The organism is Stenotrophomonas sp. STK16_22, assembly GCF_051984505.1.
Classification (GTDB): Bacteria; Pseudomonadota; Gammaproteobacteria; order Xanthomonadales; family Xanthomonadaceae; genus Stenotrophomonas; species Stenotrophomonas maltophilia_A.
Genome location: NZ_CP196972.1, coordinates 3,981,926 through 3,999,961, shown reverse-complemented (window position 1 = coordinate 3,999,961; position 18,036 = coordinate 3,981,926). Strand labels below are relative to the sequence as shown.

At 67.2% G+C, this 18,036-nt stretch carries 18 protein-coding genes; 5 read left to right on the top strand and 13 right to left on the bottom strand.

Going from position 1 to position 18,036, the window contains the following annotated elements; all coding sequences use genetic code 11:
• Nucleotides 1-53: 53 nt before the first annotated feature.
• The 4 genes from ACSYAO_RS18500 to ACSYAO_RS18485 all read right to left on the bottom strand — a co-directional run bounded on the left by ACSYAO_RS18500 (nt 54) and on the right by ACSYAO_RS18485 (nt 4,088).
• Nucleotides 54-488: a hypothetical protein gene (locus ACSYAO_RS18500; RefSeq protein WP_032128962.1), complete on the bottom strand. Its 435-nt coding sequence runs from the start codon at nt 486-488 to the stop codon at nt 54-56.
• Nucleotides 489-659: 171 nt separating this feature from the next.
• Nucleotides 660-2,804, bottom strand: a complete 2,145-nt coding sequence (gene fhuE / locus ACSYAO_RS18495; RefSeq protein WP_121504386.1) for a ferric-rhodotorulic acid/ferric-coprogen receptor FhuE — start codon at nt 2,802-2,804, stop codon at nt 660-662.
• A gap of 172 nt (nt 2,805-2,976) precedes the next feature.
• A complete protein-coding gene (locus tag ACSYAO_RS18490; RefSeq protein ID WP_149908667.1) occupies nt 2,977-3,528 on the bottom strand; it encodes a M23 family metallopeptidase in 552 nt (183 codons plus the stop codon).
• Between the two features lie 77 nt (nt 3,529-3,605).
• Entirely contained in the window at nt 3,606-4,088 is a 483-nt protein-coding gene (locus ACSYAO_RS18485; protein WP_049463305.1) for an Lrp/AsnC family transcriptional regulator, read from the bottom strand.
• Nucleotides 4,089-4,160: 72 nt separating this feature from the next.
• Here ACSYAO_RS18485 and ACSYAO_RS18480 point away from each other — a divergent pair, with 72 nt between their 5' ends.
• A complete protein-coding gene (locus ACSYAO_RS18480; protein WP_012512098.1) occupies nt 4,161-5,036 on the top strand; it encodes an EamA family transporter in 876 nt (291 codons plus the stop codon).
• A 58-nt stretch (nt 5,037-5,094) separates the two neighbouring features.
• Here ACSYAO_RS18480 and ACSYAO_RS18475 read toward each other — a convergent pair whose 3' ends face one another.
• The 4 genes from ACSYAO_RS18475 to ACSYAO_RS18460 all read right to left on the bottom strand — a co-directional run bounded on the left by ACSYAO_RS18475 (nt 5,095) and on the right by ACSYAO_RS18460 (nt 8,377).
• On the bottom strand, nt 5,095-5,832 hold the full coding sequence (locus tag ACSYAO_RS18475) for an endonuclease/exonuclease/phosphatase family protein (protein WP_005419292.1): 738 nt from the start codon (nt 5,830-5,832) through the stop codon (nt 5,095-5,097).
• A gap of 53 nt (nt 5,833-5,885) precedes the next feature.
• Nucleotides 5,886-6,713 (bottom strand): thiol:disulfide interchange protein DsbA/DsbL, encoded by an 828-nt coding sequence (locus tag ACSYAO_RS18470; RefSeq protein WP_149908666.1) that lies wholly within the window; start codon nt 6,711-6,713, stop codon nt 5,886-5,888.
• A gap of 106 nt (nt 6,714-6,819) precedes the next feature.
• Nucleotides 6,820-7,470, bottom strand: a complete 651-nt coding sequence (locus tag ACSYAO_RS18465; protein WP_049400466.1) for a thiol:disulfide interchange protein DsbA/DsbL — start codon at nt 7,468-7,470, stop codon at nt 6,820-6,822.
• A gap of 106 nt (nt 7,471-7,576) precedes the next feature.
• Complete coding sequence (locus ACSYAO_RS18460; RefSeq protein WP_032128969.1) at nt 7,577-8,377, bottom strand: c-type cytochrome; 801 nt, start codon at nt 8,375-8,377, stop codon at nt 7,577-7,579.
• A 155-nt stretch (nt 8,378-8,532) separates the two neighbouring features.
• Here ACSYAO_RS18460 and yihA point away from each other — a divergent pair, with 155 nt between their 5' ends.
• Nucleotides 8,533-9,135, top strand: coding sequence for a ribosome biogenesis GTP-binding protein YihA/YsxC (gene yihA / locus ACSYAO_RS18455; protein WP_149908665.1), 603 nt, complete (start codon nt 8,533-8,535; stop codon nt 9,133-9,135).
• A gap of 73 nt (nt 9,136-9,208) precedes the next feature.
• On the opposite strand, the gene ACSYAO_RS18450 is transcribed toward yihA, so the two are convergent.
• The 3 genes from ACSYAO_RS18450 to ACSYAO_RS18440 all read right to left on the bottom strand — a co-directional run bounded on the left by ACSYAO_RS18450 (nt 9,209) and on the right by ACSYAO_RS18440 (nt 12,194).
• The gene (locus tag ACSYAO_RS18450) at nt 9,209-10,180 is read right to left on the bottom strand and encodes an MBL fold metallo-hydrolase (protein WP_049461259.1); all 972 of its coding nucleotides are present in this window, start codon (nt 10,178-10,180) and stop codon (nt 9,209-9,211) included.
• 488 nt (nt 10,181-10,668) lie between these two features.
• Entirely contained in the window at nt 10,669-11,493 is an 825-nt protein-coding gene (locus ACSYAO_RS18445) for a helix-turn-helix transcriptional regulator (protein WP_134951702.1), read from the bottom strand.
• Nucleotides 11,490-12,194 (bottom strand): VIT1/CCC1 transporter family protein, encoded by a 705-nt coding sequence (locus ACSYAO_RS18440; protein ID WP_149908663.1) that lies wholly within the window; start codon nt 12,192-12,194, stop codon nt 11,490-11,492. Before ACSYAO_RS18440 ends, ACSYAO_RS18445 begins: the two co-directional genes overlap by 4 nt.
• Before the next feature lie 152 nt (nt 12,195-12,346).
• On the opposite strand from ACSYAO_RS18440, the gene ACSYAO_RS18435 reads away from it, so the two are divergent.
• A complete protein-coding gene (locus ACSYAO_RS18435; protein WP_149908662.1) occupies nt 12,347-13,711 on the top strand; it encodes a glutamate--cysteine ligase in 1,365 nt (454 codons plus the stop codon).
• A 39-nt stretch (nt 13,712-13,750) separates the two neighbouring features.
• Here ACSYAO_RS18435 and ACSYAO_RS18430 read toward each other — a convergent pair whose 3' ends face one another.
• Nucleotides 13,751-15,007 carry an NnrS family protein gene (locus ACSYAO_RS18430; RefSeq protein ID WP_149908661.1) on the bottom strand — a complete coding sequence of 419 codons (1,257 nt, stop codon included), beginning with the start codon at nt 15,005-15,007 and terminating at the stop codon, nt 13,751-13,753.
• Nucleotides 15,008-15,164: 157 nt separating this feature from the next.
• Nucleotides 15,165-16,223, bottom strand: coding sequence for an NAD(P)-dependent alcohol dehydrogenase (locus ACSYAO_RS18425; protein WP_071229530.1), 1,059 nt, complete (start codon nt 16,221-16,223; stop codon nt 15,165-15,167).
• A gap of 107 nt (nt 16,224-16,330) precedes the next feature.
• Here ACSYAO_RS18425 and ACSYAO_RS18420 point away from each other — a divergent pair, with 107 nt between their 5' ends.
• Together ACSYAO_RS18420 and ACSYAO_RS18415 are read left to right on the top strand one after the other, a co-directional pair.
• A complete protein-coding gene (locus ACSYAO_RS18420; protein WP_149908660.1) occupies nt 16,331-17,215 on the top strand; it encodes a LysR family transcriptional regulator in 885 nt (294 codons plus the stop codon).
• 129 nt (nt 17,216-17,344) lie between these two features.
• Nucleotides 17,345-18,007: an SMI1/KNR4 family protein gene (locus tag ACSYAO_RS18415; protein ID WP_262220553.1), complete on the top strand. Its 663-nt coding sequence runs from the start codon at nt 17,345-17,347 to the stop codon at nt 18,005-18,007.
• Nucleotides 18,008-18,036 lie beyond the last annotated feature (29 nt).

Below are 18,036 nucleotides of genomic sequence, written 5' to 3'. Positions count from 1 at the left end.
GCTCAGCCCGGCGCCGTTGCAGCGTCGAGCCATGCTCGACTCCATGAAGGTGGTCAATCCGGAATGTCCTGTTCCGGGTCATCCTGTTCAAGGCTGGCACGGCGGAACGCGGTGCGTGCCCATCCCAGCCCGGCCATGATCATCATCGGCCCGACCGCGAAACCAGGCAGTGACGGAATGCGGAACTGCGGCAGGGATTCAACCAGCAGGTTGTACAGGATCCAGGCCACCAGGATCAGGCCGATCCCCGCGCACAACAGTCCGAACAGCACCTGTGGAATGCCCATTGCCAATCCCAGCGCGCGCTCGGAGCGGGTGGGAGTGGGGATGGCGCGCAGTTCACGGCCCAGATCGAACCAGAACAGGATCGCTGCGGGCAGGCCGATCAGCAGAAGCAGGATGAAGTAGCCATTGCCTGTAGCGACCATCAGCGGCAGCGAAGAGAACAGGGCCACGAGCGATAGACCGAGTTTCGTGCGGGTGCGCATGGCCGGTCGTCCTGGAGGGGGAAGGCGCGAGGTATCCGTCTGCGCGACGCTACACCTGCAAGGGCAGCGCGGCAACGGGGGCGCTGGGCGCCCCCGTTGTGGTGTCGAGCCGTGCTCGACGACCCCGTGTGATCGAGTCGAGCATGGCTCGACGCTACAAGGCCGGTTGGATCAGAACGCCCAGGTGAACGTTAGCGAGCCATTGCGGCCGTCGCCGTAGGCACCGTAGCCGGTGATCTGCGAGTAGTACTTCTTGTCCAGCAGGTTGTTGAGGTTGGCCTGCACGCTGAACTCCGGCGAGATGCGGTAGCGCACGAAGGCACTGACCAGCGCGTAGCCTTCCTGTTCGAAGCGGCCCACTACCGGCGCAGCGTAGTAGATGCGGTTCTGCCAGTTGGCACCGCCGCCGACGGTCAGTTCCTGCAGCGATTGCGGGGTGTAGCTGGTGAACAGCTTCAGCGCGGTCTGCGGCAGGTTGGTGTTGATGTCTGCGCCGTTGATGTCCTTGGCCACGTAACGTGAAGCACCGAAGGTCGCGTTCCAGCCCGGTGCCAGTTCGCCGTTCACTTCGAACTCGAAGCCGCGGCTGACGGTGCCACGTGCAGCGATGTAGGCGGTCTCGTTCATTTGCCCGTCGACCTTGTCCATGGTTTCCTGGCCAACGTTGTCCTGCTCGATGCGGAACACTGCCACGGATGCATTCAGCCGGTTGTCGAACCACGCGCCCTTGACGCCGACTTCGTAGCTCTTGCCATCGACCGGATCGAGGTAGCTGCCCTGCTTGTTGCGCAGCGTCTGCGGCTGGAAGATCTCGGTATAGCTGGCGTAGGCGGAGTAGGTATCGTTGATGTCGTAGACCAGGCCGGCATACGGCGTGGTCACTTTGTGCGAGCGGTCGTTGCCTTCGTCTTCGCTCTTCCAGTCGGTGTAGCGCGCACCGATGATCAGCTTCAGTGGATCGGCCAGCGACAGGCGTGCGGCGGCATAGCCGGCCTTCTGGGTGATGGTGCCCTGGCTGGCAAGCTTCAGCGGTCGCCAGTTCGGCTGCGGGAAATCACCGGTCCAGCCGAAGTAGCTGGCCAGCGGCAGGTACTGTGCATTCGGATCGTTGAAGTCAGGCTGGAAATCACCATAGTTGGCGAACTCACGCTTGTTGTAGCTCAGGCCGGCCATGAACTGGTGCTCGCGGCCGAACAGCTGGAACGGCCCATCGATGTAGCCATCGATGCCATCAACCTTGCGCTCGGTGTTGTAGAAGCCGGCCATCGGCGTGATGCCGGCGCCCGTGGTCTTGTTGAACGCGGTGTAGGCCGGATAGAACAGCTTGTCGTCGGCCTTGGTGCGGTCGTGGGTGGCGCCGATCTTGAACTTCCAGCCGTTGCTGAAGGCATGCTGCAGGGTGGCGAACGCACGCTTGCTGGTGGTGTCCCAGTAGGTCCAGTCCGGCGACGGATTGAACGAGGTCGGATAGTTGGTCGGGCTGCCATCGGCGTACCACATCGGGAAGCCGCCCCAGGTCGCGCCGTTGGCGCGCTTCTGCTGGTAGTCGTAGCCCACGCTGAGCTGCGTGTCCGGGGTCAGGTCGGCGTCGATGACGGCATAACCCAGCGTCTTGCGCTGGTTGTAGCGGTCCATCTGACCATCGGTGTCCAGGTAGCTGCCGATCACCCGGCCGCGCACCGTGCCACTGGCGTTCAGCGCGGTGCCCACGTCCACGGTGGTGCGTGTGCGGCCCCAACTGCCGACGTTCACCGAGACGCTGCCGGTCAGTTCTGCGCTGTCGGCGTGTTTGCGGATGAGGTTCACCGAGGCGGACGGATTGCCGGCACCGCTGAGCAGGCCGGTAGCGCCGCGTACCACTTCCACGCGGTCGTACAGCGCAAGATCGAGGCCGGAATCGCCGTAGCTCCAGTTCTGCACCATCTGCGTCGGCAGGCCATCGAACTGGTAGGCATCGATGTAGAAGCCACGCGCGTAGAACTCGGTGCGCTCGCTGTCGGACTGGGTGCTGGTCACGCCGGTGGTGTTGGCCAGCACGTCGATGATGTCGTCCAGCTTCTGATCTTCGATGCGCTGGTGGCTGATGATGCTGACCGACTGCGGGATCTCGCGCGGTGCCAGATCGAAGCGGGTACCGGCCGAGGTGCGGCGCACCGAATAGCCTTCGGCACGTTCGCCCTTGACCACCACCTTGTCCAGCGTGGTCGGATCGGCGGCGGTGTCGGCGAAGGCGGCTGGGGCCACGGCGCAAAGAACGGCAAGCACGGCAACGGACAGCCGCTGCGGCTGCAGGGTACGGAAGGCGGGACGGGTCATGGGGGTCCTGGACGAGCACGCGCGTTCGGCCGGCATCCAGGAGGCGAGGCGCTACGGGTAGGGGAAGGGCGGGCAGGCCGTCCTGGCACCACCGGAAACGAAAGAAATGGTAATACGAACTATTACTATTTACAAATCATGAACGGTTCGGTGCGCGGGTGCGCCGTGGCGATCAGCGCAGCAACGGCAACGGGTCGCGGGGGCCGTTCGTGCCGTAGATGCCCCAGTGCAGATGCGGCGGCGTGCCCTTGGCATTGCCGCTGTCGCCCACGTGGCCGAGCAGGTCACCGGCCTGCACCACCTGGCCGCGCGCCAGGCCCTCGGCCCAGCCTTCCAGATGCGCGTAGTAGTAGCGTTCCCGCCCGGGCCCGATCACCCAGACCTGGCGACCACCGAGGCCGCGTTCGCTGACATCCGCGATGACGCCGGCAGTGACGCTGCGCACCGGCGTGCCGCGCTGGGCGAAGATATCGATGCCGGCGTGGGAGCGGTCGCGGCCGCGCGGCGCGCCGAAGGTATCGGCGATCTGGCGGGGGCGCACACCCTCCACCGGCACCGGGAGTTCGGTGGCCGGCGGCATCTGCGCGAGTGTCCACAGCATCTTTGGTGCGGCGGCCCAGGGACTGTTCCACAACGCCATCATCGCAACGACGGCAATGGCCAGCCACAGGCCGCGCAGCAGCCAGCGGCGCAGGCGACCGGCAGGAGAGGAAGGAGTGCTCATGGTCTCCGACTGTAGCGTCGAGCCATGCTCGACGGCTGTTGCTTTGCGGTAAAAACGCAGTCGAGCATGGCTCGACGCTACAGAACCGGTGCCAGCGGGACCTCGAAACTCCGCTTCAAGGTGCCCAGTGCCACCGAGGTACGGAAGCGCTCGATGTTGTCATCGCCACCGAACAAGCGCTCGGTGATCGCCTCATACTCCTCCATCGACGCCGCCGAAAGCAACAGCAGGAAATCGCCATCGCCGGTGATCGAGTAGCACTGCTGCACGGCCGGGTCGTCCTGCACGCGACGCTTGAACGGCGCCACGCGTTCGCGCTGCTCGCTGACCACGCGCACCTCGACGATGATGGTCAGCGGCCGCCCGACCTTCGCCGCAGCGACCACGGCCACATTGGCCGCGATCACGCCGCTGTCCTGCAGGCGCTTGATGCGGCGCTGCACGGCCGGGGTGGACAGGTGCACGGCCTCGGCGATTTCGCGCTGCGGCAGGGTGTTGTCCCGCTGCAGCAGGTCGAGGATGGCGCAGTCGAAGCTGTCGAGCACGGGGGCGGTGGCCATGGCGAGCAGAAGTTGCACGAACGGGCCGTCAATTGAGCCAAGTGCTCGGCGCCGGCGCAATAGACTTTGCGCATGCAGACTTCACGATTCGCGCCGATGTTGCCGGCGCTGGCGGTGCTCGGCTCGGTCACCTCGCTGGCCATCGGCACCTCCTACGCAAAACACCTGTTCCCGCTGATCGGTGCCCAGGGCACCAGCGCGCTGCGCGTGGGCTTTTCGGCGCTGTTGCTGCTGCTGTTCTGGCGGCCATGGCGCTGGAAGACCAGCCGCGTGGATGCGATCACCATCCTGCGCTACGGGCTCACCCTGGGCCTGATGAACCTGCTGTTCTACATGGCCCTGCGCACGATTCCCTTCGGCATCGCGGTGGCCATCGAGTTCACCGGGCCGCTGACGGTGGCGATGCTGTCATCACGGCGACCGATCGACTTCCTGTGGGTAGGCTGCGCGGCGGTGGGGCTGCTGTTGCTGTTGCCGATCGGTGGCGGCCCGGCGCTGGATCCGGCCGGCGTGCTGTATGCCATGGGTGCGGCGGCGTGCTGGGGCCTGTACATCGTGTTCGGCAAGCGTGCCGGCCATCTGCACGCCGGGCATTCGGTGTCGCTGGGGCTGCTGGCGGCGTCGCTGGTAGTGGTGCCGGTGGGCGTGGTGCATGCCGGCGCCGCACTGCTCGATCCGAAGATCCTGGCCGCTGGCCTGCTGGTGGCGTTGGTGTCCAGCGCGATCCCGATGTCGCTGGAGATGATGGCGCTCAAGCGCCTGCCCAAGGAGACCTTCGGCATCCTGATCAGCATGGAGCCGGCAGTAGCCGCGCTGTGGGCGATGCTGCTGCTGCACGAGCACCTGCACGGGCTGCAGTGGCTGGCGATCGGCTGCACGGTGCTGGCCTCGGTGGGCAGCACGATGACCGCGCGGCGGCTGAAGGTGCCGGTGGTGCAGGCGGGGTAGCGCCGGGCCATGCCCGGCGGAGAGCGTGCCAACCAAGGTTGGCACCCACCAGGAGCGGTCAGCGCAGGGCGTCGGCCGGGACGTCGATCTGCATCGCCAGGGCGAGGTGATCGGAGAACGCGGCCGGTACGGCTTCCACGGTACGGGTCTGCAGGCCGCTGCTGACCAGGATGTGGTCGATGGCGCGATCGGGGCGCCAGCTGGGGAAGGTCGGCACGATGCAGCCGGGGGGCTGCAGCCGGGTCTTCTGGTACAGCACCTGCATTTCCGGGCGTTCGGCCAGGCAGTTGAAGTCGCCCATCAGCACCGCATTGGGATGGTCGGACAGCAGCTCGGCAATGAAGCCCAGCTGCGACATCCGCGAACCCGCGCCCAGCGACAGATGGGCTACCGCTACCGCCAGGCCATCGGCGCCGTCGCCGAACTTGGCCAGCAGCACGCCGCGCCCGCCGATGCGGCCGGGCAGGGCGTGATCCTGCACTTCCACCGGTTCCAGCTTGCTCAGCAGGCCGTTGGCGCTGGAGGCGACCCCGCCCATGCGCCGGTTCGGCTGGTGGCTCCAGTAGTTGAAGCCGGCACGCTGGGCCAGGTAGTGGGTCTGGTTGGTGAAGCCCGAGCGCAGGCTGCCCGGGTCGGCCTCCTGCAGGCCGACGATGTCATGTTCGCGCGCCAGGGTGGCGATCGCGTCCAGGCTGCTGCGCTTGCGGCCCGCCGGCAGCGCATGTGACCAGCTGCGGGTCACATAGTCGCTGTAGCGGCGGGTACTTGAGCCGGCCTGGATGTTGGCCGTCAGCAAGCGCAGGGTCCGTGTACGGGGGGAATTCACGGCCGGGAAACGCTTCTCTTGGATCAGTGAGCCTGGGCCGCACCGCGTTCGCGGGCGATCAGGTGGTCGGCAATGCGCAGCATGTCCGGGAAGCTCTTGCCCTTCACCAGGTACTTGCCGTTGACGATGATCGACGGGGTGCCGCTGATCTGGCTGCGCTGGGCGAACTGCTTGGCCGAGTTGGTCTTGGCATTCACCGCGAAGCTGCCCATGGTGGCGGCGAACTGCTTCGGATCCACGCCGTAGGCACCGTAGAACTTGGCGATGTCGTCAACCGAATCGGTGCCGCGCTCGCCCTTCAGGGTCTTCTGCGAATGGATGGCAGCGTACAGGGCTTCGTGGGTCTTCTCCTGCACGCCCAGGGTCTGTGCGGCGTAGAAGGCACGGGCGTAGTTGTCCCAGGTACCGCCGAACATGGCCGGCACGTAGACGAAGTTCACGTCGCTCGGCAGGCCGGCCTTCCACGGGCCGACCAGCGGCTGGAACGCGGCGCAGGCCGGGCAGACGTAGCCGAAGATCTCGGTCACTTCGATCTTGCCGGCGGCCGGCTGGAACGGCTGGCCGTTCGGGATCACCTGGTAGTCGGCGCCTTCCACCGGGGCCGGGCCGGTCAGTGCGGTGGTGGTCGGGGCCGGTGCAGCGGCCGGGGCGGCTTCAGCCGGCGCCTTGTCGCCTTCAGCGGCCGGTGCGGCACCTTCGCTGCCAGCGGCCGGTGCTGCCGGCTCGGTGGTGGCCGGAGCGGCGGTCGGCTCAGCCGGGGCTGCGGTGGTGTTGGTGCTGCCATCGTCGGCCTTGCAGGCGGCCAGGATCGGCAGCAGCGCTGCGAGGGCGAGGGCGTAACGGATCTTCATGGAAACGTCTCCAGCATCTGGAAAGGTGGGGCCGGCGTCATGCGCCGGCCAGGGGGAAATGATGACACGCGGCGGCGACAGCGCCGTGTCGGTGGTGGGTGTTGGTTCAGCGGCCGCGGGCGGCGCGGGCCTGGGCGATCAGCGCCGAGGCGATGCGCAGCTGGTCGTCGAAGCTGTCGCCACGGACCAGGTACTGGCCGTTGATGATCAGCGCCGGGGTCCCGGGGATCTTGGTGCGCTGGGCGAACGCGCGGGCGGCATCGACCTTCTTCTGTACGGCATCGCCGCGCAGGGCCTGCAGGTAACGGTCCGGGGTCACGCCGTAGGCCTTGTAGAAGGTGGCGAGCTCATCGGCCGAGACGTTCTGCATCGGCAGCGAGCCGTCCTGGTGCAGGGCCTTGAACACGGCGCCATGGCTGCGCTTGGCCACGCCGACTTCGTCGGCGGCGTAGTAGGCCAGTGCCCAGGCATCCCAGGCGCCGCCGAAGGCTGCCGGTACCGGAGTGAAGCGCACATCGGCCGGCAGCTTGGCTGCCCAGGCTTCCAGCTGCGGTTCGAAACGGGCGCAGTGCGGGCAGGTGTAGCCGAAGACCTCGACCACCTCGATCTTGCCGGCCAGCGGCTGGAACGGGCCCGGCTGGGCGATGCGCTCGTAGTCCTTGCCTTCGACCAGCGGGGCATTGGCGGGGGTGGCGGCGCAGGCTACCAGCGGCAGCAGCACCAGCACAGACAACAGCAGGCGGGAAATCAACCTCATCGACACGCATCTCCGTTGAAAAAAGCAACGCCGGCGCGGTCGCCGGCGTGAAGGAAACATACCGCAGCCGCGGGCCGGCGTGGCGACCCGGGCCGACCAGTGGTGGTCAGGGGGCGGCAGCCGGTTGTGCCGGCGCGGTGGCAACGGCCACGTCGTCGGCCTTGTTGTGCAGGCCCTGCAGGTAGCTCGACAGCGCCTGCACCTCCTGCTCGCTCAGCTTCTGCGCAACCGCAGCCATGATCTGGAAGTGCGCCTTGTCGGTCTCGTTGGTCTGGCCGGCCTGGTATTCCTGCAGGCGGCGCGCGACATAGCTGGCATGCTGGCCACCGATGTGCGGATAGGCCGGCCCCGGATTACCGGCGCCACTGGGGCCGTGGCAGGCCATGCAGGCCGGCAGGCCACGCTTGGCATCGCCGCCACGGTACAGCTGCTGGCCGATCTCGTAGAACTTCATGCCCTTGTAGGGGCCGTCGGTGACTGCCGTGTCATCGGCGATGCCGGCAGTGGCCTTCTGTGTGGCGAAGAACGCGCCGATGTCGCGCATGTCCTGCGGGGTGAGGTTCTGCACGAACGGCACCATCGCCACCGCCGCGCCGGAACTGCGCTGGCCGTTGGCGATCAGGGCCATCTGCTGGGCCACGTAGCGTTCGCTCTGGCCGGCGATGGATGGGTACATCTCCACCGTGGAGTTGCCGTCGGCGCCATGGCAGGCCGCGCAGGCCGAGGCCTTGGTCTGGCCGGCCTTGGCATCGCCCCAGTGGGTCTTGCTGAAATCTACCTCCAGCGAGGCGGTGTTGATCGGCCCGTTGTCGGGCAGCGGGGTCAACGTGGTCTGCGCGAACGCAGCAGCGGCAACAACTACGGCAGTGGCAAGGGCGGATACGGCAAGAACGCGAGCGTGGCGCATGCTAAAGCTCCGTATGGACCGGGCCGGGCGGCAGCCACGGCATCGTCCGGATTATCAACGCCGTTTCCGCGCACGGTCAACGCAGCAGTGCAGCATTTTCCCGGCGGAGGGCCCGGGGCCGGGCGCGCGGTGCCACAACATGCGATCCTATGCACATGTCATTGCTCATCGAACGCGCTCAATACCACCTCTCTGCCCACAATATGGGGCAGCTGCCGCCCGATGAGGGGGCCGAAGTGGCCTTTGCGGGCCGCTCCAACGCCGGCAAGTCCAGTGCTCTCAACGCATTGACCCGCCAGAACAGCCTGGCCCGGGTCTCCAAGACCCCCGGCCGCACCCAGCAGCTGGTGTTCTTCCGGGTGACCCCGGAAGCCCATCTGGTCGATCTGCCCGGTTACGGCTACGCCAAGGTGCCGCTGGACCTGCAGGCGCACTGGCAGGCCTTCATCGACCGCTACTTCCGCACCCGCAATGCGCTGAGGGGCCTGGTGGTGGTGATGGATATCCGCCACCCGCTGAAGGACTACGACCGGCAGATGCTGGCCTATGCCGTGCAGCGTGGCCTGCCGGCGCATGCGTTGCTGACCAAGGCCGACAAGCTGAGCCGCAGCCAGCAGATGCAGACCCTGCAGAAGGTGCGCAAGGAACTGCACTCCTCCTTCGGTGATACGGTCAGCGTGCAGGTGTTCTCTGGCGCGGCCCGCACCGGTGTGGACGAAGCCCGCGGCATCATCGGTGGTTGGTTGGGGCTGGAATAAGGCATTTCCGGTCGCCCGGCTGGCAGCCGGGCGCTACCGGATCGGGTGGGTGCCGACCTTGGTCGGCACACCCTCACAACGGCGAATACTCCGCCGGCACCCACGCATAGGCCTTGCCCTCGCCACGCACATGGCCCAGACCGGGGAACGGCAGGTGCGCACCGGCCACCCACCAACCGTTGGCGGTGGCCTGCTGCAGCAGGCCGCGACGGCTGGCGATGGCCGCCTTGCGGTCCGAATCGGCCTCGAAGGCCGCCTCCGGGTGCGCGAACTGCACCGCATGGAAGTGCAGCACATCACCCCACACCAGTAGCGACTGGCCCTGGCTGTCGAACCGGTAGGAGACATGGCCGGGCGTATGGCCATGGGTGTCCATCGCCACCGCGCCACCGGGCAGGGCATCGCCGGGACTGAAGGTGCGCAGGTGGCCGCTGGCCTGATAGGGCGCTACCGCGTTGCGCGCCAGCGGGAAGGCAAAGCGCACGCCCTTCGGCGCGGTGGCCTCGCTGGCCGGGTTGAGCCAGTAGTCGGCATCGGCCTTGGACAGCCACACCGTGGCATTCGGGTAGGCCGGCTTGCCCTGCGCGTCGAGCACGCCGCACAGATGGTCCGGATGGGCGTGGGTCAGCAGCACCTCATCCACCTCGGCCGGGTCCACGCCGGAGGCGCGCAGGTTGCCCAGCACCTGGCCCAGGCCGGGGCCGAAGCACTGCGCGGTACCGGTATCGACCAGGGTCAGGTGGTTGCCCTGGCGCACCAGGAAAGCGTTGATCGCGGTCTGCAGGCCCTTCTTGTCTTCGGGCACGTAACGGCCTTCCAGCAGGCGGCTGACCAGCGTCGGCGGCACGTCCACGACTTCCTGCCGGCCCAGCGCGACCACGCCATCGAACAGGGCGGTGACCTGCAGCGCACCGACGCGCTGGTGGTAGACGCCTGGGACCTGCTGGGTGGGGGCAGGCGACGTGGTTTCGGCCAGCGCGGCCAGTGGCAGGGATGACAGGGCCAACAGCAGGGCGCGGTGCAGCGGCAGGGGACGCAGGGTCATGGTGGTTCTCGGTGGACGATGGGTGGTTCCGTTGCCGCATAGCGTGCCGTGGCCGACGTGTGTGCGGCGCTCAAACCACTACGCGGAATGCTCAGGGAAGGGGTGTTGTCTGCAGGGCTGCGCCCTGCACCCGCAGAGGCAACAGCAACGGCTGAAGCAACAGCAACGGCTGAAGCAACAGCAACAGCCGAGGCAACAGCAACAGCGGGCTATCCGTGGGATGGCGGGGTGGGTCCGGTTGCGGGGGCCGCTGCAAGTACGTCCATGTAAGCTCGGTCGCCGCATCCATGCGGCTCACGCCCCCGCAACCGGACCCACCCCGCCTTCGACAGTTTTCTGCGATCTGTCGGAACGGCAAACTGCTCTGGTGGGTGTCGACCTTGGTCGACACAGTAGATCCACGCCATCCCTCGGATAGCCGCTGTTGCTGTTGCTTCGGCCGTTGCCGTTGCCTCTGCGGGTGCAGGGCGCAGCCCTGCCGAACCCCCTCAAATGTCTGTGGGAGCCAGTCCGTATTGCTCGGCGAAGCGCTTGCTGAAACTCGCCGCAGACCGGTAGCCCGCGCGTGCTGCGACGGTCTTCAATGGCAGGTCCGTGGTGTAGAGCAGCTGCATGCCATGCGCCAGCCGGGCCTCGGTAAGCAGCTGGCGCAGGCTGGTGTCCTCGGCGGCGAGACGACGACGCAGGGTCGCACCGCTCAGCGCGAACTGTTCTTCCACATCACGCGATTGCCAGTCGCGTGCCGGTTCGGCGGCGATGCGGTCGCGGATCTGTTCGCCCAGGCTCGGCGCCTGCGGCAGCAGCAGGTTGCCGTGGCCCTGCCGGCACAGGGTCAGCACCAGCGAGGCCAGGGCCAATCGTGCCTCGCTGTAACGGCCGTCCTGCAGCGATTGCCGCCACTGGCGCAGCACCGGGCCATGGTCGATCAACGGCAGACGTGCCATCGCCTGGCCAGGGGCGGGAAGTTCCTCGCTCCACAGTGTGCGTGCGGCCGCCAGCACTTCGGCACACAGCGGCACGATGGCACTGAGGTAGCGGCCGGTCCCCGGGTCGGGGCTGTTGACCACGTCGATACGGCAGCGCTGTGTCAGCAGCAGGATGTCGCCAGGGATGAATTCCAGCGACTGGTGCGCGGTACGCACCTGCTTGCGGCCTTCCAGCAGGATCGCGAACTGCGGTTGCGGAATCTCCACCGAGCTGGCGCCATGCTCGCGACGGGCGGTGATGCAGGCATAGCCTTCGGCGCGCTCACAGCCCGCCAGACTGGCCATCTCGGCCAGCAGTGCGGTGGCCGGGGGCAGCATGGCGGTCATGTCACGTGTGCGCCGAGCAGGCGACCGACGCCGGCGGCCGCGGCCATCGCCAACGCGCCCCAGAACATCACCCGGATCGCGCCGCGTACCGGCGGTGCGCCACCGGCCTGGGCCGCCATCGCGCCGGTCAGGCACAGGCCGAGCAGGGTGCTGGCGGTGGTCATCAGTGCGACCTTGTCGACCGGCGCCAGCAGGGCGGTCAGCACTGGCAGCGCCGCACCGCAGGTGAACGCACCGGCCGAGGCCAGCGCTGCCTGCAGCGGGCGGGCGCGCAGGGTATCGGTGATGCCCAGTTCGTCGCGGGCGTGGGCACCCAGCGCATCGTGGGCGGTGAGCTGTTCGGCCACCTGCCGCGCCAGCGCAGGCTCCAGGCCGCGGTGGCGGTAGATCGCGGCCAGCTCCTCCAGTTCGCTGTGCGGATCGTCGCGCAGCTCGCGCTTTTCCATTGCCAGGTCGGCCTCTTCGGTGTCGGCCTGGGTCTGCACCGACACATATTCGCCCGCCGCCATCGACATCGCGCCGGCCACGGTACCTGCCACGCCGGTGGCCAGGATGGTCGCAGCCGAGGCGCCGCTGGCGGCCACGCCGACCACCAGGCCAGCCACCGAGACGATGCCATCGTTGGCGCCCAGCACGGCGGCTCGCAGCCAGCCGACGCGCTCGGAGCGATGCAGTTCGGGGTGTCGTGAATGGCGGCTCATGGCTCTGAGTGTACGAGGGTCAAGAGGGCGTCGGTAGGATGCTGAAACCCGTCACCGTCGCATGACGCAACGGGGTGCCACGCTATAGTGCGCCCTTGCGATGGAAGGCCGCGAGCCCCACATCCCCCGCCACCGTCCAGCGAGCCTTTCCCTTGTCGAGCCCCAGCCACGTCGCCGATACCCCCATTACCGACCGCTCGCAGCTGGTGGAGGTGATCGCCTCCGGCGAGAAGCCCCGCGCGCAGTGGCGCATCGGCACCGAGCACGAGAAGTTCGGGTTCCGCCTGGATGACCTGCGCCCGCCGACCTTTGAAGGCGAGCGCGGCATCGAAGCGCTGCTCAACGGCCTGGTCCGCTTCGGCTGGGAGCCGGTGCAGGAGAACGGCAACACGATCGCCCTGCTGCGCGATGGTGCCTCGGTCACGCTGGAACCTGCCGGTCAGTTGGAACTGTCCGGCGCGGCGCTGGAGACCATCCACCAGACCTGCGTGGAGACCGGCACCCATCTCAACGAAGTGGCACAGGTGGCCGGTGAGCTGCAGCTCGGCTTCCTCGGCATGGGCTTCCAGCCGAAGTGGAAGCGCGATGAAATGCCGTGGATGCCAAAGGGCCGCTACAAGATCATGCGCGCCTACATGCCCAAGGTCGGCTCGCTGGGCCTGGACATGATGACCCGCACCTGCACGGTGCAGGTGAACCTGGATTACGCGACCGAAGCGGACATGGTGAAGAAGTTCCGCGTGTCGCTGGCGCTGCAGCCGATCGCCACCGCGCTGTTCGCCGATTCGCCGTTCACCGAAGGCAAGCCCAACGGCTACCTGAGCTACCGCTCGCACATCTGGACCGACACCGACGCTGACCGCACCGGCATGCTCGACTTCGTGTTCGAGGATGGCTTCGGTTACGAGCGCTATGTCGATTACCTGCTCGACGTGCCGATGTATTTCTCCTACCGCGATGGCATCTACCACGACGCCAGCGGGCAGAGCTTCCGCGATTTCATGCTGGCCAGGCTGCCGGTGCTGCCGGGCGCGCTGCCGACGCTGCGCGACTGGTCGGACCACATGACCACCGCGTTCCCGGAAGTGCGCCTGAAGAAGTACCTGGAAATGCGCGGCGCCGATGGTGGTCCGTGGAGCCGCCTGTGTGCGCTGCCGGCATTCTGGGTCGGCCTGCTGTACGACGACGCTGCGCTGGACGCTGCGTGGGACCTGGTGCGTGACTTCACCCTGGCCGAGCGCCATGCACTGCGCGACGGCGTGCCGAAGCATGCGATGAACCTGCCGTTCCGCACTGGCAGCGTGCGCGACCTGGCCCGTGAAGCGGTGAAGATTTCCGTCGAAGGCCTCAAGCGCCGCGCGGCGCGCAATGCCGACGGCCAGGACGAGAGCAAGTTCCTGGACGTGCTGCAGGAGATCGTCGAGTCCGGCCTGACCCCGGCCGAACGCAAGCTGGCGCTGTTCCATGGCCGCTGGCACGGCGACGTTGATCCGGTGTTCCGCGAATTCGCGTATTGATTCGATTGCGGTAGCGCCGGGCCATGCCCGGCGTCGATGTCAGCCCGGCTTGCCGTCGCGCCGTGGGCACAGGTAGATCCAGCCCACCCGCGCCACCCACGGTGCCAAGGCCAGCAACCAGCCGATGGCTGCGGCGAAATGCCACGCATAGGCGTCGGGCATCAGTTCGGCAGCGATGCGCATGATCGCCACCGCCTGCAGCGCGACGAACGCAAACCAGGCCACTGCCGGCATCACCAGCGGTCGGCCGGAATGGCCCTGGGTGACACGGGTCACCATCGCCACCAGCAGGCTGCCGAACAGGCCCACGGCGAGGGCATGCAGCGGCGCGCGGCCGAGCAGTTGCGGATGGCCCAGCATCTGGCCGATGTCCTGCAGCAGATACAACGCGAAGCTGATCGGCAGCCACGCCAGTGCCAGGAACAGGGCCGCGAGCAGGCCCGGCATCGGCCCGCGTGGCCACCAGTGCCATAGCGCCTGCAGCGACAACATCAGCAGCGGCGCATCGGCCAGCCACAGCAGGTGGTCGACCTGCAACGCGCTCAACAGCAGGCGCAGCATCAGCAGCGCCCACATCGCAGCCAACCAGCGCAGCGGGCGCCACGCCACATAGCCATCCACCACGTTGTTGGCGAAGAACGGGATCATCCGGTGCGCGACGGTGAGGTAGACCGGCAGCAGCAGGCCGAAGGTGCCGAGTGCCACCGTGACTGGCATCAGCGTGGCGTGGCCGCGCCCCACCGCCATGAACAGCAGCAGCCCCAGCCAGCCCAGCAGCAGTGCGGCATAGCAGGCGCGCGCATGCCAGTTGCGGTTGGGACCGGCGGCCTTGAGCACGCGTCCCAGCACGATCAGTCCGGCGCTCCAGCCGGCCAGTGCCAGCAGCAGGCCGGGCCACAGCCCGGGTGTCCACCCGCAGGCGGTGGCAATCAGCAACGCCTGCCCACCAAACAGGCCGATGCCGACCGGCGCATAACGGCTGCGTGGCAGCTCCGGCTGTGCCATCCAGCGCGGGAACACGGTGAGCAGGAAGCCGAAGATGAAACTGGGCAGTACCAGGTACTGCATCAGCAGCGCGTGCAGCCAGGCCGGAGGCAGCGGCGGTGGCTGCGGCGTCCACAACCCGCGCAATGCGCCCAGCCACAACGCCCACCACAGCATTGCCAGCAGCAGGTTGCTGGCGCCGATGAAGAACAGCAGCCGGTGCGGCGCGCGCATCAGCATCGCAGGGGAGGGCAGGCGGGCCATGCAGCGAGTCTGCGCCCGGCTGGTGGCCGGGTCCTTGATCTTCGTCATGCCCAAGGAGGGAGGCAACCGCTTCGCTCGCCGGGCATGGCCCGGCGCTACCCGTCATCTTTCCGGTAGCGCCGGGCCATGCCCGGCCGACGGGCCGTGCAACGCAAACAAGAAACCCCGGCAGTGCCGGGGTTCTTCGTTCACAGTCGCCGATCGATCAGGCGGCGTTCTTCATCGTCGCCATGTCGATCACGAAGCGGTAGCGCACATCGTTCTTCGCCATGCGCTCCCAGGCTTCGTTGACGTTCTTGATGTCGATCATCTCGACATCGCTGACGATGCCGTGCTCGGCGCAGAAATCCATCATTTCCTGGGTTTCGGCCATGCCGCCGATCGCCGAGCCGGTCAGGTGCTTGCGGCCGAAGATCACGCTGCCGCCGGTCAGCGGCGGATCCAGTTCGGTCAGCACGCCGACCAGGCACATGGTGGCCTCGCGCTTGAGCAGGACCATGTACGGGTTGGTGTCATGGCCAACCGGAATGGTGTTCAGCAGGAAGTCGAAGCTGCCGGCGTGCGCCTTCATCTGCGCGGCATCGCGCGAGACCAGCACTTCATCGGCGCCCAGGCGCTTGGCATCGGCACCCTTTTCCGGCGTGGTGGTGATCATCACCACGTGCGCGCCGAGGGCCTTGGCGAACTTCACGCCCATGTGGCCGAGGCCACCGAGGCCGATCACGCCGACCTTCTGGCCCGGGCCGACCTTCCAGTGGCGCAGCGGCGACCAGGTGGTGATGCCGGCGCACAGCAGCGGGGCGGCGGCCTTCAGGTCCAGCGTTTCGGACACCTTCACCACGAAGCGCTGTTCGACCACTACGTGGTCGGAATAGCCGCCGTAGGTCGGCGCGCCGCTTTCGCGTTCACGGCCGTTGTAGGTCCAGGTCGCGCCTTCGGCGCAGTACTGCTCCAGGTCGTGCTCGCAGGCGTCGCAGTGGCGGCATGAGTCGACCATGCAGCCCACGCCGGCGTGGTCGCCCACCTTGAAGCGGGTGACGTTGCTGCCGACCTCGGTGACGCGGCCAATGATCTCGTGGCCCGGCACCATCGGGTAGATCGAGCCACCCCAGTCGTCGCGGGCCTGGTGCAGGTCCGAATGGCAGATGCCGCTGTAGAGGATCTCGATGCGCACATCGTCCGGGCCGACCGCGCGGCGTTCGAACTCGTAGGGGATCAGCGGGTCGGTATGTGAATGGGCGGCGTAACCACGGGCGAGGGACATGGGGAATCCTTGGCAGGGTTTGTCGAAAGGCGCTTTACAATACGCTCCGTACCCAGCGGCAGAAAGCCCGGATATCGGCATGATTCATCAAGTGAAACTGCACAATCATGGCCACTGACAATCTCTCCCACCTGGCCGCGTTCGCCGCAGTCGCCCGCCACCGCAGCTTCCGCCGTGCCGGCGCCGAGCTGGCGCTGTCGACCTCGGCGGTGAGCTATGCGATCCGCGCGCTGGAAGAACGGTTGGGGGTGGGCCTGTTTCATCGCACCACCCGCAGCGTGGCCCTGACCGAGGCCGGGCAGCGCCTGCTGGAGCGCCTGCAGCCGGCCTTGGGGCAGGTGCACGATGCGTTGGAGGAGATGAACCAGTTCCGTGCTGTCCCGGCTGGCCTGCTGCGCATCAACGCCACCCGTGCTGCGGTGGCGACACAGCTGGGACCACGGCTGGCGCGCTTCCTGCACGCCCATCCCGACGTGCGGGTGGAGCTGACCGAGAACGACGGCCTGGTCGACATCGTCGCCGAGGGCTACGACGCCGGCGTGCGCCTGCACGAGTTCGTACCCGAGGACATGGTGGCAGTGCCGATGGGGCCACCACTGCGCGGGCTGATTGTCGGATCGCCGGACTACCTGCGGCGGCATCCCGCGCCACAGCATCCGCGCGATCTCGCTGCACACGAATGCATCCGCTTCCGCTTCGCCAGCGGGCATCTGTACAAGTGGCAGTTCGAGCGCGGTGGGCAGGCGCTGGAGATCGACGTGCCCGGACGGCTGACGCTGGGCGAGCAGGGCACCGTGGTCGGCGCGGTACTCGATGGCATCGGCCTGGCCTACGTGCTGGAAGACACCGCGCGGCCCTACATCGAATCAGGGCAGATGGTGGCGGTGCTGGAAGACTGGAGCGAACCGTTCGCCGGCTTCGCGCTGTACTACCCGAAGCAGCGGCAGATGCCCGGTGCGCTGCGTGCGTTCGTGGATATGCTGCGCGAGTGAATCGCGGTGGATGGCGCAGTGCCGTCCAATGACCGGCTCCAACGAGAGCTTTCCGGGTAGATCCACGCCATGCGTGGATGGCGTTCACCCGCTAGAGTGAGTCTTCTCAACAAAAGGACGTCATTGAGCATGCTCGCCGATCTCGAACAGGCTTCCGGCCAGACCTTCCCGCCGTTGTTCCGCCAGCTGGTGGAAGGCAACCGTTTCAGCTGGGGCGAGCAGGGCCCGAACTGGTACCGCACGGTGTTCCCGCAGGTGCAGCCGCAGCCGCCGGTACTACTGTATGCCAACGACTATGAACCGATCGAGCCGAGCGAACTGCGCGCAGCGTGGGAAGATCTGACTGCCGAAGATCATTACAACCCGCTGCGCGATGACCTGAAACTGCTGCCGTTCGCGCGCACCGGCGCGGGTGATCATTACTGTTTCTGGACCAATGCACCGGGTTCCAGCGAGTCGCCGGTGCTGCTGGTCTGGCATGACGATGATCGCGCCGATCTGCTGGCCGCGAACTTCCAGGACTTCCTGTTCCGCAAGATGGCCGAAGCGGTGGTGGAGCTGGAGGAAGAGGATTCGCTGCTTTCGGAGGGCGATATCGGAACCAATCTGCAGGCTTGGCTCGGTACCCATCGTGGCTGGCTGCGAGGGGACCAGGTAGCGGCGCTGCAGGCGTTGTATGCACGCGTGGAGGACATCACTGCGGGTGAGATCAGTGACGAGGACGTGCAGCCGCTGCTGCAGCTGATCGCGTTCGATGGTATCGACAGCGAAATGCCCTACGTGCAGGCGTGACCTGATCCGAAGCGCTGCCTGTAGAACCT

Excerpts from the sequence above, each read along its gene's own strand:
- ACSYAO_RS18500 (WP_032128962.1), bottom strand. The coding sequence starts at position 488 with ATGCGCACCCGCACGAAACTCGGTCTATCGCTCGTGGCCCTGTTCTCT.
- fhuE (WP_121504386.1), bottom strand. The coding sequence starts at position 2,804 with ATGACCCGTCCCGCCTTCCGTACCCTGCAGCCGCAGCGGCTGTCCGTT.
- ACSYAO_RS18490 (WP_149908667.1), bottom strand. The coding sequence starts at position 3,528 with ATGAGCACTCCTTCCTCTCCTGCCGGTCGCCTGCGCCGCTGGCTGCTG.
- ACSYAO_RS18485 (WP_049463305.1), bottom strand. The coding sequence starts at position 4,088 with ATGGCCACCGCCCCCGTGCTCGACAGCTTCGACTGCGCCATCCTCGAC.
- ACSYAO_RS18480 (WP_012512098.1), top strand. The coding sequence starts at position 4,161 with ATGCAGACTTCACGATTCGCGCCGATGTTGCCGGCGCTGGCGGTGCTC.
- ACSYAO_RS18470 (WP_149908666.1), bottom strand. The coding sequence starts at position 6,713 with ATGAAGATCCGTTACGCCCTCGCCCTCGCAGCGCTGCTGCCGATCCTG.
- ACSYAO_RS18465 (WP_049400466.1), bottom strand. The coding sequence starts at position 7,470 with ATGAGGTTGATTTCCCGCCTGCTGTTGTCTGTGCTGGTGCTGCTGCCG.
- ACSYAO_RS18460 (WP_032128969.1), bottom strand. The coding sequence starts at position 8,377 with ATGCGCCACGCTCGCGTTCTTGCCGTATCCGCCCTTGCCACTGCCGTA.
- yihA (WP_149908665.1), top strand. The coding sequence starts at position 8,533 with ATGTCATTGCTCATCGAACGCGCTCAATACCACCTCTCTGCCCACAAT.
- ACSYAO_RS18450 (WP_049461259.1), bottom strand. The coding sequence starts at position 10,180 with ATGACCCTGCGTCCCCTGCCGCTGCACCGCGCCCTGCTGTTGGCCCTG.
- ACSYAO_RS18445 (WP_134951702.1), bottom strand. The coding sequence starts at position 11,493 with ATGACCGCCATGCTGCCCCCGGCCACCGCACTGCTGGCCGAGATGGCC.
- ACSYAO_RS18440 (WP_149908663.1), bottom strand. The coding sequence starts at position 12,194 with ATGAGCCGCCATTCACGACACCCCGAACTGCATCGCTCCGAGCGCGTC.
- ACSYAO_RS18430 (WP_149908661.1), bottom strand. The coding sequence starts at position 15,007 with ATGACGAAGATCAAGGACCCGGCCACCAGCCGGGCGCAGACTCGCTGC.
- ACSYAO_RS18425 (WP_071229530.1), bottom strand. The coding sequence starts at position 16,223 with ATGTCCCTCGCCCGTGGTTACGCCGCCCATTCACATACCGACCCGCTG.
- ACSYAO_RS18420 (WP_149908660.1), top strand. The coding sequence starts at position 16,331 with ATGGCCACTGACAATCTCTCCCACCTGGCCGCGTTCGCCGCAGTCGCC.
- ACSYAO_RS18415 (WP_262220553.1), top strand. The coding sequence starts at position 17,345 with ATGCTCGCCGATCTCGAACAGGCTTCCGGCCAGACCTTCCCGCCGTTG.